The organism is Sphingomonas sp. CARO-RG-8B-R24-01 (assembly GCF_022662295.1).
Taxonomy (GTDB): Bacteria; Pseudomonadota; Alphaproteobacteria; order Sphingomonadales; family Sphingomonadaceae; genus Sphingomonas.
Window position 1 is genome coordinate 1 of record NZ_JAKNQI010000011.1, and the last position, 15,606, is coordinate 15,606.

Annotated in this window: 16 protein-coding genes; 9 read left to right on the forward strand and 7 right to left on the reverse strand. The window is 63.1% G+C overall.

Features of this window, described 5'->3' with window-relative positions:
• The first annotated feature begins 111 nt into the window (after positions 1 to 111).
• The 3 genes from L8G49_RS18475 to L8G49_RS18485 all read left to right on the forward strand — a co-directional run bounded on the left by L8G49_RS18475 (position 112) and on the right by L8G49_RS18485 (position 3,642).
• A complete protein-coding gene (locus L8G49_RS18475; RefSeq protein ID WP_242187249.1) occupies positions 112 to 1,086 on the forward strand; it encodes a toll/interleukin-1 receptor domain-containing protein in 975 nt (324 codons plus the stop codon).
• A gap of 476 nt (positions 1,087 to 1,562) precedes the next feature.
• The gene (locus tag L8G49_RS18480; RefSeq protein ID WP_242187250.1) at positions 1,563 to 2,282 is read left to right on the forward strand and encodes a serine protease; all 720 of its coding nucleotides are present in this window, start codon (positions 1,563 to 1,565) and stop codon (positions 2,280 to 2,282) included.
• A 49-nt stretch (positions 2,283 to 2,331) separates the two neighbouring features.
• Positions 2,332 to 3,642, forward strand: a complete 1,311-nt coding sequence (locus L8G49_RS18485; RefSeq protein ID WP_242187252.1) for a hypothetical protein — start codon at positions 2,332 to 2,334, stop codon at positions 3,640 to 3,642.
• Positions 3,643 to 3,828: 186 nt separating this feature from the next.
• Here the strand turns inward: L8G49_RS18485 and L8G49_RS18490 are convergent, their stop codons facing one another.
• Positions 3,829 to 4,032: a hypothetical protein gene (locus tag L8G49_RS18490; RefSeq protein ID WP_242187254.1), complete on the reverse strand. Its 204-nt coding sequence runs from the start codon at positions 4,030 to 4,032 to the stop codon at positions 3,829 to 3,831.
• Positions 4,033 to 4,051: 19 nt separating this feature from the next.
• Between L8G49_RS18490 and L8G49_RS18495 the strand changes: the two genes are divergently transcribed.
• Both L8G49_RS18495 and L8G49_RS18500 read left to right on the forward strand, forming a co-directional pair.
• Positions 4,052 to 4,318 carry an RNA 3'-terminal phosphate cyclase gene (locus tag L8G49_RS18495; RefSeq protein ID WP_242187256.1) on the forward strand — a complete coding sequence of 89 codons (267 nt, stop codon included), beginning with the start codon at positions 4,052 to 4,054 and terminating at the stop codon, positions 4,316 to 4,318.
• 25 nt (positions 4,319 to 4,343) lie between these two features.
• The gene (locus L8G49_RS18500) at positions 4,344 to 4,568 is read left to right on the forward strand and encodes a hypothetical protein (RefSeq protein ID WP_242187258.1); all 225 of its coding nucleotides are present in this window, start codon (positions 4,344 to 4,346) and stop codon (positions 4,566 to 4,568) included.
• Between the two features lie 304 nt (positions 4,569 to 4,872).
• On the opposite strand, the gene L8G49_RS18505 is transcribed toward L8G49_RS18500, so the two are convergent.
• The 6 genes from L8G49_RS18505 to L8G49_RS18530 all read right to left on the reverse strand — a co-directional run bounded on the left by L8G49_RS18505 (position 4,873) and on the right by L8G49_RS18530 (position 12,407).
• A complete protein-coding gene (locus L8G49_RS18505; protein WP_242187260.1) occupies positions 4,873 to 5,406 on the reverse strand; it encodes a hypothetical protein in 534 nt (177 codons plus the stop codon).
• A complete protein-coding gene (locus L8G49_RS18510) occupies positions 5,407 to 6,552 on the reverse strand; it encodes a patatin-like phospholipase family protein (RefSeq protein ID WP_242187261.1) in 1,146 nt (381 codons plus the stop codon). It lies immediately after the preceding gene.
• Positions 6,549 to 7,037, reverse strand: coding sequence for a hypothetical protein (locus tag L8G49_RS18515; protein ID WP_242187263.1), 489 nt, complete (start codon positions 7,035 to 7,037; stop codon positions 6,549 to 6,551). Before L8G49_RS18515 ends, L8G49_RS18510 begins: the two co-directional genes overlap by 4 nt.
• Positions 7,038 to 7,157: 120 nt before the next feature.
• Positions 7,158 to 9,149: a hypothetical protein gene (locus tag L8G49_RS18520; protein WP_242187265.1), complete on the reverse strand. Its 1,992-nt coding sequence runs from the start codon at positions 9,147 to 9,149 to the stop codon at positions 7,158 to 7,160.
• The gene (locus tag L8G49_RS18525; protein ID WP_242187266.1) at positions 9,146 to 10,552 is read right to left on the reverse strand and encodes a TIR domain-containing protein; all 1,407 of its coding nucleotides are present in this window, start codon (positions 10,550 to 10,552) and stop codon (positions 9,146 to 9,148) included. Before L8G49_RS18525 ends, L8G49_RS18520 begins: the two co-directional genes overlap by 4 nt.
• Positions 10,553 to 11,036: 484 nt before the next feature.
• The gene (locus tag L8G49_RS18530; protein WP_242187267.1) at positions 11,037 to 12,407 is read right to left on the reverse strand and encodes a molybdopterin-dependent oxidoreductase; all 1,371 of its coding nucleotides are present in this window, start codon (positions 12,405 to 12,407) and stop codon (positions 11,037 to 11,039) included.
• An 11-nt stretch (positions 12,408 to 12,418) separates the two neighbouring features.
• Here L8G49_RS18530 and L8G49_RS18535 point away from each other — a divergent pair, with 11 nt between their 5' ends.
• From L8G49_RS18535 to L8G49_RS18550, 4 genes are all read left to right on the forward strand, one after another.
• Positions 12,419 to 12,733, forward strand: coding sequence for a hypothetical protein (locus tag L8G49_RS18535; protein WP_086011714.1), 315 nt, complete (start codon positions 12,419 to 12,421; stop codon positions 12,731 to 12,733).
• Positions 12,734 to 12,790: 57 nt separating this feature from the next.
• On the forward strand, positions 12,791 to 14,308 hold the full coding sequence (locus L8G49_RS18540; RefSeq protein WP_242187268.1) for a sulfatase: 1,518 nt from the start codon (positions 12,791 to 12,793) through the stop codon (positions 14,306 to 14,308).
• Positions 14,309 to 14,401: 93 nt separating this feature from the next.
• Positions 14,402 to 15,244: a formylglycine-generating enzyme family protein gene (locus L8G49_RS18545; RefSeq protein WP_242187269.1), complete on the forward strand. Its 843-nt coding sequence runs from the start codon at positions 14,402 to 14,404 to the stop codon at positions 15,242 to 15,244.
• A 94-nt stretch (positions 15,245 to 15,338) separates the two neighbouring features.
• Positions 15,339 to 15,587 carry a hypothetical protein gene (locus L8G49_RS18550; protein ID WP_242187270.1) on the forward strand — a complete coding sequence of 83 codons (249 nt, stop codon included), beginning with the start codon at positions 15,339 to 15,341 and terminating at the stop codon, positions 15,585 to 15,587.
• Positions 15,588 to 15,606 lie beyond the last annotated feature (19 nt).

The following is a 15,606-nucleotide window of genomic DNA, read 5'->3' on the forward strand; positions in this document are numbered from 1 at the left end:
GTACCGGGCCTCCGGCTAGCGAACCGTTTCCATGCCGAGATCAGCAAAACCTTGTTCCCCTTGTGTACCGCCCGGCCGTCCCCCACTATCCTTAAAGAGTGGAGGAGCTAAATGGCCAAGGTATTCTTTTCGTACTCGCACGCTGACGAAGCGCTGCGGGACCAGCTGGAGAAACAGCTCTCGCTCCTAAAGCGGCAGGGGATCATCGAGACTTGGCATGATCGGCGGATCGGAGCCGGGCAAGAGTTTGCTCGCGAGATCGACCAGCATGTCGAGACAGACGACATAATCCTGCTTCTGGTCAGCGCCGACTTCATTGATTCCGACTATTGCTATGAGCTGGAGATGCGGCGGGCAATGGAGCGACATGACGCAGGCGACGCTGTCGTCATCCCAGTGATTCTTCGCCCATGTGACTGGCATGGTACGCCTTTCGGCAAGCTCAGCGCGACGCCACCCGACGGGAAGGCTATCACCACCTCGCCTGATCGTGATCAAGCGCTGCTGGAAGTTGCGAAGGCCGTGCGTGGCGCAGCAGACCGGCTCAGCAGTCGCTCGTCGCCGACTAGCGCTCCGGTCGCTCCTGTGACAACAGCTGTCATTATGGCGCCGCCGCTATCTACCAGAGGCCCGCGGTCAAGTGCCTTGGCTCTGGCCCGTACATTCACCGAACGGGACAAGGACACTTTCAAGCTCGAGACCTTTGAGTATATTTCCCGGTACTTCGAGAATTCGGCGACTGAGCTAACGGCTCGTAACCCGGGCATCGATGCGACCTTCCGCCGGATTGACGCGAACCGCTTCTCGACCATCATCTATCGTGACGGGCAGTCGATTGCACGCTGCTCAATATTCATGGGCGAACGTCCATACTCCTCTGGGATCGCCTATTCCTCGTCCGATATGTCCACGAATGGATACAATGAAGCGTTGAACGTCGAAGCGGACGACCAGAGCCTGTTTCTGATCAGCATGGGCATGGCAGCAATGGGCGGCAACCGCGGCGGGTCCGGCAAGCTAACCCAGGAAGGGGCGGCTGAGCTCTATTGGCAGATGCTTATAAGGCCGCTGCAGCCACGAATGTGACGCACGGCGCCCCGACGCCTAAAAGGATAAAACTCGGACACTCGCGCACCGGCATCACTTCGGAGTTTGACAGCAAGCTCAGGCTCCTCCGCTTTTCCACTGTGTCCCAAAACGATCAGCGTCTCCTTCCGCTGCTGCGATCGAAGCGCCCAGATGAATGAGCGTCCGGTATTGGGGGCGCCATCGACGAGATGGAATGTCGCATTGTGGGTCATTGCATCGGCGGACGCGGCGTCGCGGCCAGGCGGTGCGCCACCGCAACGCTAACCTCGGCGGCACTTCCTTCACCGAGATCCCGACAGTCGCCGCTATTTCACCGCCGTCTACTATGCGCGTGCGGCTTAACGGCCTAAGAGCGCTCTACGGTCCTACGCCAGGTTCCACCTCTGCCACATCGATAGCTTCCACTCCGGCGCTAATCGGATGAGGACAGACAGGGCGTTTTGATCTATACAGCTACGCGGGGGAAAACTGAGATGGCCGAGGATACGTCCGGTTCCGCTCATTTCGAACAGATCGCGCCTGCTGACGCGCCACATCGGCCGTTGAGCAATTTTCTGAAGTCAATTTTACGCCTGGGCAAGCAGCTCACGCGAAACGACGTACCCGATCCGAAACAAGAGCCAGCGCGGTCGATTGCGTTCCTATGCTTTTACGTGAATGGCGTCTACAAGGGGTTTGCGACCGGATTCTTTATTAAGCCCGACGTCGTCGTCACCGCTGCACACAACATTCTCATGGCGCAACCGACGGCGGTCGGTGCGTTTGCGGGATACGATGCGAAGCGCAATCCGGTGCAATCGGTCTCGGCACGAAGTTGGGCGTGGGACACGCAGCGCGACTTCGCCGTGCTCATCACCGCGCCGTCGAGCGCTGCGGGGCTCACGCTCAATGGCGCGCCCCAGCCGAAAATCGCTCTCGCAGGCTATGCCTTCGGTTATTTCGGTGAACTAACCGGCGCTACCGGTGCCGCGCAGGTGCAGGGTAACAAGCTGCGCTACGCGCTCGCGGCCGGTAAAGGCGATAGTGGGGCGCCAGTTTTCTCCCAATCTCCCCCGACCGCTTCGGTCGCGGGGCTTCATACCGATAGCTTCGACGGCGGGGGTCCGTTCGATGAAGGCGGCGAACTAGCGGATGCGGCGATGGTCACGCGCATCGCGGCGCTCGAGGCGCAAGCAAGGAACAATCACGGCTGAGAAGGGAGCGGGCATGCGCACGATTGCAGCGGGAACGGTGACGGCGAGCTTGTTGCTGTCGGGGTGTGCCAACGGTCTGCCTGGGTTGAGGCCGCTGACCTATCAACATCCCGCCGAGACCCGTTTGCTCGTGAGCTATGCGCCATGTCCGCATGCCTCACGGCAGGGCAAGAATTTCGCACCACTGATAGCAGCGATCGTGCTCGGCGCCGCGGGCAAGCTGCTCGATAATTTCGGGACGGCGCTTCAGAAGGGATCGGAAGGCGGTAACCTGCCCGCAAGCATCGCGAGCGCCAATTTCGAGCTCTACAACCAAGATCTGCCGCAATGCCTGATTGTGATTCGCGGCAACTTCGAGCATACCGAGAAGGCGAAGACCGAGGTGGCCTTGCCGACCGTCGAGCCGGTATCGGTTGGCGGCACTCCGGTGCCGACCATCTTGGTTCGCGACACGACCGGCAACTGCGTTGCCGGCACGTTGCCGGACGTTTACGAGCTCTCCCACTATATCGAGCTGTCGATCGCGCCTTCCCGAAATCAGACGGCGTTGACGTTCACGCCGGCCTACACCTGGATCGCCAAGTCGATGGACGGCGGCACGAGCGGGTCGCGCGGGCTTTCGATCGCCGTCAAGTTCAGCCGTCCGAGCGGGCAGGACACCGGCAGCGTTGTGCTCCTCGAGAATCGGGCGATTGGCAAGCAGGATACCTATCGCTCGATGCCTGACGGGCATTTCGCGCATGAGGCCGCATGGTTCGCCACAATCGGCGCCAACAACGGCTCCGGCGCGGCCGCGGCGAGGGCGACGAAGTCGGCCGATCCTGTTTCGAGCGGCACCGGGCACGCAACCGAGAGCGCGCCGGCCACCGCGCCTGACGCTGCGGTGGTGGCCACGACGACGCCCGCTCCGGCGGCCGCTGCCGAGGCGGCATCTGGCGCGCCGGTGCCTAACGAGCCGTTCCCATTCACGGCAACGGTGACCGTAGTCGAGAGCCGGCCGACCAAGGAGTTCGTCGCGTTCGTGGCAAGCGTGTTCACGGCCGCCCGGCCAGCAATCGATACCGCGCTTAAGAACGCGATTGATCCCGCGACGCAGCTCGCAAACCAGAAGACTGCGCTGGACAACGAGGGCGGCTACGGTGACGCGCTGGCCAAAGCAAAGGTGGCAGTGGTCAATTATTGTGCGCTAGACGCCACGAGCAAAGTTACCGACCGTATCTCGCAATCTGGCTCGGTTCGACAGCTGCAGGCCGCAGCCAACAAAGCTGCGCTCTCGGCCGATTATGGCGTGCCCTACAGCGTGCTGGCGACAGTCAGCGATGGCGATCCCAAGATCGCAAATCCCGCCACGTGCCCGTAGCGGATCGAAGCCATACCGCTTCGCTTGTCGCGAAGCGTCGTCATCAGTTTCCTACGCGTTCGGCGTAATACCCGCGGCTTATCAATACTAAGCGCACTGAATAGTCTGCGCGGGCTCGACCCGCAGGATCGCCGATCATTATCCTTGTACTATCGCGATATCGCTTCGATGCCAGACCCGCGATTGTCAGGTCAGCACTTTGTCGCCGCGCGCGGTGGAGGTCGTCTTGCTGGTTCGTTCCATGACCCAGCCGGCAGTCGTGTGCAGTTTAATCGCGCTGGCGCGCGGGTGCTTGTAGATATTCTTGTAGCCGATCGAGATGATCCCCCGGTTCGCTGTCGGAGTGGTTGCTGGCACCGTGCCGGTGAAGTCGGCGCCGTGATGAGTCACGACCAGATAGTCGAACGTCTTGCCTAAACTCGGCGTTTCGGCCGAGCATGTCGCAAAGACCGCCGCCGCGCGGATGGCTGGGTATCTCGCGTCGGATGCCTTCGCAGGACCATATCTCGCCGACCAGTTGCTGTTGCCGTTCGCGCTCGCAGGCGGCGGCAGCTTCACAACAGTCAAACCGAGCCAGCATAGCCTGACCGCCCGGGTGATCACCGAAGCGTTTCTCGGGCGGCGCTGCACCTTCCTGCAGTTGCCAACCGCCACACATCGCATGGAGGTCCGCTAAACCCAATTGTAGGTTAATTGATTCCGTGCGCGTCGAGCCAGGCGAGCGTTGCGGGCATAACCGTCTCGCTTCGCGCTTTATCGATCCCAAACCCGACGAGAGCTATCGGCGCTACGGTCCAGTCGCTTATGCCTTGTTTGAGGAAGCAGCCGGCAGCGGCGATGATGAGGAAATTCGCAACGCCCGCATCCTGCGCCAGCGCCGGGCGGCGGACATCATGAGCGCGTTCCTTCTGCCGCTGGTTGCCTAGATATAGGCATGGGATCGAAGATGAACGAGCGACCGCTTTCCAGGAAGGCCTCAGGTGCCCTTGAATGGCCGGATGTGGGTAAGCGCCGCCAAGCCGCCGCCGGCGGCTCTCGACCAGATCAAGACATTGGTCGGCGAACAGGTGAGCGTCCGCTCCTGTCGAAAGCCGCCGTTAGACCAGCATTAGGCTGCCAGCTTGCTTTGTGCCAGCTAAGCCGTTGGTGATGAGAGTTGCCGTTTATCGAGCCGGTCGTTCGTTCATCCGGGTCGCTGCAAGATGGTGCCGTTTGCCGGGAAGCCGCTACTCAGCCGATCGTCAGGATCGACCGGGTGCGGTGGCCGCGGGCTATCGCTGCATCAAGGAAGGCTGCGGTGTGATCGTGCTCCCCGCGCGCATGGCCTTCCCACGCCACCGCCGCGAGCACGGTGCCGCCGGCGGTTTCAGCTGCCTTGATGATCGTGGCGTTCGCCGCTGCATAGGCGTTTTCGTCGCCCTGCGCCGCATTGACGACGATCAGCGAACCCCGGGCCTTTGCGGCACCCGTTGCACGTTCGAAGATGTCACCCCAGCTCCCTGGTCTGTCATCGACCGAGCGCCGCCGGAAGATTGCCGGCGCGAAGGGCAGCACTATCGTGAACACCACCCCGCGCGCCATCGCCAGCCCGAGGCCAATCAGGTCGCTGCCGTTGGCGGCGGAACAGACCAGCCGCTCGACGCGCTCTTCGTCCATCAACGCCGCCAGCCGATCGCGTACGAGCGCAATGTTGGCGAGCGGCAGCGCGGGGTTTGGGGCATCGGCCGCATCAACGCGTCGCCCGGCGAGCGCCAGCACCGTCATTTAAGGCGCGAAACGAGCGAGACCGAGGTGCTCGGCATGGAGCTTCCGCTCAGCCACAGCGCGGCCGACGCGCCTGAGTTCGGGGATCGCCGCGACGGAATCGAGCCGCTGCACGCGCGCGGGATCAATGTCACCGCAGCCAAGCGCTTGGAGGCCGCCTGCTGTCAGTTCCGCATTGTAGCGCACGTAACGGAACAGCTTGCGACCGAGCGGCCCCTCCGATCCGATCAGCGTGCCGAGCTCGCGATCGATCTGGTCACCGGCGTGGCAATCGCCGAAGACGCGGCATAGTGCATCCTGCTCCTGCAAGGCAGAAAACATGAGCGCGGAGGGGATGGTCGAGGCGTTAAACAGAAGCGTCATGTCCTCTGCATCCAACCGGTCGTTGGCGCCGGGACTGGTGCCGGTACCCACCGAAACGAGCAGCATGTCGCCCACGTTCGCGCGCCACGGCGCCACCCCTGCCGGCGCAGCGCGCCAGTAGGCGTCCACCGTCATCATCAGAAAAAGCTGGAACGCCGGATTGTTGTACATGGTAACGCCGCCGTCCACGAACAGGAACGAACGATCGCCGACAATGATCTTCTCCGGCGGAAAGAAGGTCGGCGCCGCGGTGCTGGCGCGCACGAGCTGCCACAAGGGCAAGTTGAGGTTGCACCACGATTGGGAGAGGTCCCGATTATAGTAAGCGTAGGGATTATTGCTCACCGGCCAGGGCGAGTCGGTCGTTGCGTTGCGCATCACCAGCATCAGCACGGTTCTCAGATCGGCCGAGCCCAGCGTCCGATCGCCGAACGTCTCCTTCAGCTTCGCCGCGAGCGGCTCGTCGACGAATTTGTAGCGGACGCGGCGCAGGAGGCCTGAGCGCTGGAACATCGCCGCGCCACTGTCGACGTAGAAGTCGAGGAGCTCGGACACGCTCATGCCAAGCGCTAGCCCAGCGGCGATGATGCCGCCGGTGCTCGTCCCCGCGATCGCATCGAAATAGGTAGCAAGGCGATAGTCGGCGTTGCCGCTCGCCGCACGCAGTTCTGCTTCGATCTTCGCCAATATCTCGAGCGCAAGCACGCCGCGGATACCGCCGCCGTCGATCGCCAGCAGCTTCTTGGGTCCGGGCCGCGCCATCCGCTCGGCAAGCGCGCTCATGGGTGGCGGACCGCGGCCGCCAATGCCCGGGCCGCACCGATGCTTGCGGGACGGGCGACGCTGATCTCGACGTGGCAGGCTTTGCCCGTCCCCGCGACACCGCTGGAGACACCATGCACCTCGCTGATTACCCCGTTCCGCGATATGGACACAATCGTGCTCTGGTCATGCGCCTCCACCGTGGCATTGGACCGCTGCTTCAAGACCGCGACGAAGGCGTCCGGATCGAACGTCACTTCCAGGGTCGCGGCTGAGCCGTCGGCGAGCTTCGCCTTGTCGCCGCTCAAGGTCCAGCCGCCGGGAAGTGTGAGCTTGCAGCTGTCGCGCGCGAGGGCGCTGGCTGCGGCGGCCTCGCTCGAAACAAGCAGCGCCGCCGCAGCCAGGCAGAAGCCAGACGCGCTCAATTGACGACGCCGAGGATCGGCCCTTGCGGACCCGGGCAGAAACAGGTTGAGCCCGGCTGCGAGATCCGCGGCATCCAGCACCAGACGAGGGGCGTGTAACAAATAGTCCCCGGCTGATGCGGCGGCACTTGCGGAAGGGCGGCAGTGGGCGCGAGCAGCAACAGCGCTACCACCACGGCGCGAGCAAAAGGCTTCATCTATTCACCTCCGAGAACCGACGATGATCTGAGATGGAGCGGCCGTGCCGCCCTCACCTGTGGCTTGTTGGGTCGGCAGCGCGGTCACAGCCGTTGTCTTGGCGGCCTTCTCGATCTGGCGCAGATAGCTGGCAGCGCATTGCTCGCGGTCCTTTTCATCGACTCGGCCACAAAGCTGCGTTACAAACATAAGGGCCGCTCGCTGTGAGCTGAGGGTGGCAAGAACTAGTTGCTGGCGCGTCACATTCAGCTCGTCATTCCTGCGGGCAAGTTGCCAGTTCACGATGGCGGCGCCAATGAAGAGCGCTACCGCGATGCCCGCGGCGTAGCCGATGCGGCGGCGCACCTTGCGCCACCGTTCCTCCTGCTCCCGCCGCGCCTCGGCCTCTCGCTCCTGCAGCTTGCGCTCCGCCTCGCCCTGGCGCTTCTTCTCGCGCTCCTCCGCCGCGGCCTTGGTTTCGGCCTCACGCTGCTCGGCGACGCGCCGCGCTTCCTCGACGCTGCCCGCCAGGAATTGCGACAGCGCGTCATAATCCTTGCCGTATCGCTCGGCGGAGAAACGCGACGGCTGCTCCCGCTCCCACCAATCCCGGAAGCGCTCCAACGCGGCGCCGGTCGCGAATGCCGGCCGGTCGGAGCGATGGTCCTCAGCCGCATCTGCCAGCCGCTGCCACAAGCGGTCGGTCTCACTCTCGGCGGCGAACCATTCGGCGAGCTTGGGCCAGCGCCGGATCAGGCTTTCGTGGCTGAGGTCCACCACCACCTGATCGTCGAGTTCCGGCTCGGACGTGCGGAGAAAGCTGCAATCATCGGCGCGGAATGCCTCAATCACGGCGAGCACGTCGGCGCGGCGGCCTTCGCCTCCTCCCGCCGCAATCAGTTTCTCCACCTTGCGCGGACGGCGCACCGCCAGGCTCAGGCTCGGCCCGTCGAACAATGCACGAAATACCTGCTCGACCACCCGGTCGATCCGAGGACCGCACTCCTGTTCAAGCGCCTTCAGCACGTCCTCGCCGTGCCGCTCGATCGCGCCGCTTAGCTTGCCTGCAGCGTTATAGTCGTCCAGGTTGAGCTCCAGCGGCTCCCGCCCGGGCTGGTCCTTTGCGCTGCGCCACATTCGGTTCAGCACATGCTGCATCAGCGGCAACTGGTCCGCCTGGTGCGCCAGCACTTCCGCCTGATCGACGTTGGCCGAGCTTTCGAACGGCGCGAAGCACTGGATGTCGTTCAGCACCGCAGCGATCAGGTCTTCGGTGAGCGCGCAGTCCGCCACCGCCGAGGGTCCCTCAATCGCTTCCAGGCACTCGTTGCGCGTCATCCGTGGCGTCAGGAAACTGCCCGCACTGATCTGCTCGGCCAATCGGGGAAAGAGCGAGCAGGCGCCGAGATATTCGGAGCGCATCGTGATTACCACTTGGAGCGGCAGGTCGAGCTGCACCGTCTCCATCAGCAGGGCGGCGAAGGCTTCCGTCTCCTCGCGCTCGCCATAATCGCGGAAGCGGAACAGCTCCTCGAACTGGTCGACGACGATGAGGATGTTCCAGCCCTTCCGGAACAACGTCTCCGAGCCGGCAACCTCCGCGAGGCCACGCGGCCCACGGCCCAGCTGCGCGGCCAGTAGGTCGACGTCGTGGTCGGCATTCCCATGCGCCGATCGCGCCAGCGCCGCGGCAAGGTTGGAGATCGGTCGTCGCCCCGGATTGCACTCGGCGATCTGCCACCGCCCGCCGAGGCTGGGATGCAGCCCGAGCTTCAGCGCGTCGTATAGACCTGCACGGACGAGCGAGGATTTGCCACTGCCGGACGGGCCGAGCACGGCCAGGAAGCGCGTTGTCGCCAAGCGGTCGACCATTGCGTCGATCGAGGTGTCGCGGCCGAAGAACAATGGGCTTTCGTCGCGGCGGAATGCGCGCAGGCCCGGGTAAGGGACGGAGCCGGACGACGAGGGACTGACCGCGAGCAGCTCGACTTCCGTCGCCGTCTCGCCGGCGATCATGGCACCAGGGTCTTGATGAAGTCGCGCACCAGCGCGCTGTCATATCCGGCACTGCAATCGATCTCCTTAAGCAGCTTGCCCAGGAAATCCTCGGCGGGCCGCTCGCCCGGCGGAACGGTGCAGACTACCGCCGAGCGTGGCGGCTTCGCTCGCTTGCGGCTGATCGTATCGAACGTGCGTTTCTGGGTGTCGAGCCACGCCGGATCGTCGGAGCCGTTCACGAAGAAGATCACGCCGCAATCGTTGAATTGCGTATAGAGATGCTTGCGCGCCTCACCGGTCGAGCCCTCCAGTAGCGGCATCGAGACGGTATATTTGGCCTCCTCGAACTGGCGTCGGACGCTGCGGGCGGTGACGACGTTGTCGCGATCGGTGTTGACGAACACCTGGCTAGGCGTCCGCTCGGCGACAGCGACTGGTGTCCGCGCGCGCTCCAGCAGCGCCGCCTTGAACTCCTCGAGCCCGCTCACCACCACCTTCGGTTCCTCGACTAGGCTGCGGTAGGCCTCGTTAGTGATTGCCTCGGGGCGGAGGTGCGTTGAGCGCCACTGTACCACCGGGACCTTGGCCTTCTGCGCTTCCTCCAGCTGGAAACGCGTATAGCCTTGTTCAATCCCCCACGTTCTGCGGCCCGCGGCGTTGCCGAGCAGTTGCACGAAGAAGTCCGCGGTCGCGAGATCCTTAGCGAAGGCGGCGGCGAACTCGGCGCCACCCTGCGGATACTCGTCCGCGGGAAGCACTGTCACGAACTCCGGAAATTGCTGGAGATACCGGCGTACCTCGTCGATCTGGTCGACGACGTCGTCCGTGCCTTGGGCAATCAACACGCGCTGGGCCGGCTTGTCACCTGTGGCGACGCCAGCGGCGAGCTTCGCGTTCCTATCGGTCCGCAGCGGTTCCAGCTGCTCCTGCACACGCTTGGCGACGTCAAGCACCATCGCATTATAGCGTGGGTCGGTAGCACTGATCGGTACGTCGGCGGCCTCGAACTCCTTTTGCTCCCAGAAGCGCTTGCCGATTTTGCGATTCATCGGCGGCGGGTAGCCGGGCGTCTTCGGCACGCGCAGCCGCTCGATCAGGAACAGCCGCTCATTGTCCGTGCACGTGGCGCGGAAAGCGTCGAGCTCTTTTTTCAGCCATGGCCGCGCCGCATAAGAGGGCGATCCGATGCCGATGAGGATGGCCGAGTTGGCCGCGGCGCGTTCGAGCGCTTCGAGAGTGACGTTGCCCGAATTAACAATAGTATCGAAAAATATCTCGGCTTCCGCGCCAAGATAAGCGTTTAGCGCACGTCGCAGGCGTCGGACGAAGTCGGTGACCCAACCGTTCGCCCCCTCCTCCGGCTCGTTGTCGAGATGAGCATAGCTGATGAAAACGTCATACTGATGCGCTGTGCAGGGCATTTCACAGACACCTTCAATCCCGAGTCGGCGACCGTACGCACTAAGTAAGCAGGATGAGACTATGCCGTGCAGAGTTCAAGCGCGAAGTCGTAGCCTCCGACTCAGCAATGCCGCTTCTTGATCATGGCTTTCTCAGCAGAGTGTCATGCGGTTAACGCTAACGAGGCGCGCGAGACTGCCGGCCGGATTTTTGCATCGAAAGGCTCGACGGCATTGATCTAGGCAGCTGTCGCTGCTCTCCACCTGAGACCTGCCCGTCGTTCAAAGGCCAGGTTTGCCCGTTCAGACCTACGGCATGGCGACCGCGTAAATGGCCGCTCCTGCCGGAAGCTGTCGTTGGCCACGGCAGTCGAGAATGACGGCTAAGTCCCAGATCTCGCCGTTTACCACCGGGAGCGGCCTCGGCCTTCGGACCCGATGCGAAACATGAATGAATGGCATAAGTTGGGGAGCGGGGAGGGCGGCCTGAGTGTCTGCAACTGGGTCATTGCGCATCAACGGTGATGCGATGCCATGCTGTCGACAGATAGCCGGCGAAATTCCAAACGTCTTGCGCGCACTCGGGTTGTAACTGTCCGGCCTCGTCAATAGCACGCACCACCAGCTGATGTCTTCCGGGCGCCAATTCCGCGGTGCATTGCCAGCGCTGCCAGGCGTCCGGAGCGGCATCTTCGTCGATGAACTGGGCTCTGACCCAACAAGCGCCACCATCAAGTGACAAGTCGACGCGCGCGACCCGGCGGCCATAAGCGAGCGCGTAGCCGTAAATCGTGACCATCCCAGCGGGGAGCGTGTCGCCGTCACGTGGATCGCAGATGGCTGAGTTAACCGGCATGGCCTCAATCACGAGTCCGGTTCTCCAGTCGACATCACTACCGTCCTCGTCTGGCGGGAACAGCTTGTAGTCCTTGGCTTGGATCGGCGCGTCGCTGGGTTCATCGCGTAGCTCGATCCGGGTCAGCCACTTGGCGCTTCGCACCCCGGCGTAACCAGGCACGACTAGCCGCATAGGTGCGCCGTGTGCCGGGCTCAGCGGCTCACCGCCGATCGCCCACGCGATCAGCACATCGCCCGCCATAGCGCGCTTTAGCGAGATCGAAATGCCATAGGGGTGCGTCTCGCCGTCGATCTCGTCCACGTCGGCGGCGGTGCAAACCACATAACCGTCGCGGCGGTCACCGACGCCCAGAGCGAGCAACACGTCGGCAAGGCTGACGCCTGTCCAATCGACGTTGCCGATCGCACCGACATCCCACGGGTCGCCGTTGGTTTTGCGCACTGACTGAAGGTCGGCGCGGCGGTTACCCGCGCATTGCATAGCAGAAATAATGCGCCGTTCTGGAAAGCTAGCCTTCAGATCGGCGAGGGTGAGGGTGGCGGTACGCAGATCAGCGCCACTGACCTCAAGCGCGTGATCTTCGTCAAGTTGGGGGGTGGCGCCGTGGCTGCGGACGTAGAGTAGCGACTGCGGCGTGACATACTGCTCGATCAGGCGCTGCGAGCGTGGTTCGGCGTTAAATGGCTCGCGCTGCCGAACGATGAAGTCCGCTTCGTCGATATCGTGCAATCTACCATATCCCATTACTGCCGCTTGAAAACGCATAGCGATGGCGGCAGCGGCTGGCCATGAACGAATGATACTTTCTGGACGCCATTCGAAAGCGCTGAACGGCGGGAAGCGGTTCCTTCCAGCCGAACCGCCCACTCCTATGGCCAGGATGTTTCGCCAGCGATCCCACAGCCGGAGCATCAGCTTGCTTAGTATTGGTTCGAAATTGCGAAGACGGGAAATGGCAAAACTTAAAAATTCCCGCGACGGAAAGGGGCGGGTGCTGCGTTGAAGAAGCGGTATCAAGGAGATCCAAGATGATGAAACTACGTTTTGCTGTTGCCCTGACCGCCGCTCTAACGCTGGCTGGTGCCGCACAGGCACAGAGCGTCAACCAACGCCAGGGGCGCCAGCAGGAGCGCATCAACCAGGGCGTTGCAAGTGGACGACTCACTGCGGGCGAGGCGGTCCGCGACGAGCGCCAGCAAGGTCGGATCAATGCGTCCGAAGCGCGGATGCGAGCCAACAATGGCGGACATCTCAATGGCAATCAGCGCGCACGCCTCGAGAGCCGTCAGAACCGCGCCAGTGCTCATATCTACAATAGCAAGCACAACCGACGCCATTATTGAGCCATAAAGCCGGGGTGGTTCGCCGCCCCGGCACGCTTGGCGACAGGAGCAGGGCTTATGAACCGTCGTGACTTTCTTCAGGCCGGCGCCGCTGTAGCCGCGATCACGGTCGCCGAACCGGGCGCGGCGGCTCCGCGCCGCCATCCCAACTTGCTTTATGTTTTCAGCGATCAGCATCGCGCGGCCTCGCTGCCCGGCGAGCCCTTCAACCAGGCGGCCGCCCCGCACCTCAACGCGTTCCGTCACGCAAATTTCTCGATGGATCGGTGCGTCTCGAACTATCCGCTCTGCACGCCTTATCGCGGTATCCTGATGAGCGGGCGCTGGCCCTACCAGACGGGGCTAACCCACAACAACGTCGCGCTTCAATCGAACGAAATTTCACTTGGCAGAGTGTTTCGTGATGCCGGCTATCACACGGGTTATGTCGGCAAATGGCATCTCCAAGGCCGCGGGGCGGCGTTTATCCCGGCGGGCCCGGACCGCCAGGGGTTCGACGACTGGCATGTGTGGGAGCGGACCAACGCGCACTATCGTTCCTGGACCTATGACCCGGATACGGGTGCTCGCGTTGAGCCAGAGGGCTGGAATTGCACGACGATGACCGATCAGGCGGTCGCATTTTTCGAGCGCCAGCATAGCGCGACCAAGCCGTGGATGCTGATGGTTTCGTGGAACCCGCCGCACCCGCCCTACAATCCGCCAGCGCAGGATGCCAATCGGTATCCACCGGACCAGCTTAAGATGCGCCCGAATGTCGCCTTTCCGTTGCAAGGAAAAGCCGTCACCGGCGAGGCGCGGCCCCTTACAGGCTCCGAGCCATTGCGCGAGGCAATGCAGGGCTATTACGGCGCGATAACAGGGGTCGACACGGAGTTCGGCCGTTTGCTCTCCGCCCTCGAAACAAGCGGCGTGGCGGAGGACACTATCGTGGTTTACACGTCCGACCATGGCGACATGATGGGCTCGCAGGGCCGGATGGCGAAACAAGTTCCTTTCGAGGAATCATGTCGGGTCCCGTTCTTCGTTCGATACCCCGGTGTGACACCAAAGGGCGGTGCCTCTGACACGCTGTTCGCCGCGATCGACATCTATCCGACGCTGTGCGGGCTGGCAGGCCTTCCCGTACCACGCCACTGCGCAGGACGTGACTTGTCGGCGGTGATGCGCGGCGGCAACGTCACAGCATCACCGGCGGTGTTCCTGATGAATCAGATGCCGCAAACATCTGGTAGTCTGCAATCCGGCGGTGAAGACGGTGACGGCGGTGAGTCCGCACCAGCCCAGGATCGCTCGGCAGGGGCAGGCGAGCGAACTGGACATGAGTTCATCAACCAGCCGACATATCGTGGCTTGCGCACCGATACGCATACCTATGCCGTGGCTGAGACCGGCCGCTGGTGCCTCTACGACAATGTCGCCGACCCGTTCCAGATGAAGAACCTGGTCCGCGAGCCTGCGCAGCAGGCGCTGATGGTGGGTTTTGACACGTTGATCGCAGAGTGGCTGCGCTCCGCAGAAGACCCATTCCCCTTGGCACAGGCTGCGTTGCACATCTCCGACTTCCCGACCTGAATGCCGGCCAGCTGCTGCATCCCCGATCGTTCGGGAGGCGTTCCGCATCGGGCCAATATATGTGCCGCGGCTTCACCGGACGCGGACGACGCCATGGTGGAAATTCCCGGCGGCATCTTCCGCATGGGGTCCGATGATCCGCTTGGATTTCCGGGCGATGGGGAGGGACCAATACGCGCGGTGCGGCTTGATCCCTTCCTTATCGATGCGACTGCGGTAACCAATTCCTCCTATGCGCGCTTCGTCGAGGAGAGCGGCTATGTCACGGATGCCGAGCGGCTGAGCTGGTCATTCGTCTTCGTTGGCGAAACCCGTGAGGACGGTGCGGTGGTAGAGCAGGCGCCGTGGTGGTCTGCGATCCATGGTGCCGACTGGCGTCATCCATCCGGCCCCTCAAGCGATATCTCGGGTCTCGCGGATCATCCCGTAGTGCACGTTTCCTGGCACGACGCGGTCGCTTACGCGCGCTGGGCAGGGAAGCGGTTGCCGACCGAGGCGGAATGGGAGTGCGCTGCTCGCGGTGGTCTCGACCAGCAGCGCTATCCCTGGGGTAATGCTTTCATGCCGAACGGTGCGCGACGCTGTCGGATCTGGGAAGGACCATTTCCGGGCCGTGAACCCGGTGCTCCGCCGGCCGGTACCGGCCCTGTGCGAGAGTTTTCGCCCAACGGTTACGGCGTGTACGGCATGGCGGGCAACGTATGGGATTGGTGCGCCGACTGGTTCGATCCGGGGCATCACCTGTTCGCCTCGCGCGACAATCCGCGCGGGCCGGTCACCGGTGATCGGCGGGTGCTGCGGGGAGGCTCGCATCTGTGTCACCCGTCTTATTGCAACCGCTACCGGGTCGGGGCACGCAGCGCCAGCACGCCCGACAGCAGCACCGGCCATATCGGTTTTCGCTGTGTTCGAGACGCCCGGGCGGTCGTACAGTGATGAATTTTTAACGCGTTGCGCGACGGAAAACCGCGCTTGTCTCGTTAAACGTTCATCCAGCGGATGCTGGGTGCGTAGCAAATGAGAGGTCATCATGAAAAAGTATATTCTCGTTGCGCTTGCCGCCGCGACCGCGCTCGGCGCGGCCTCCACCGCTGACGCCGCTCAAGGGTGCGGTCGAGGATTTCATCGTGGCGGCTATGGTCGTTGCGTTCCAAATGGCTACGGCTATGGCCCGCGCGGCCCGGCGATCGGAGTGTTCTATCCCGGCCGGGGCTATTGGCATGGCGGACGCTATTGGGGCCATCGCTATGGCTGGCATGGCGGCTGGCGCTATCGCTGAAAAAACGGCGGGGCGCTTT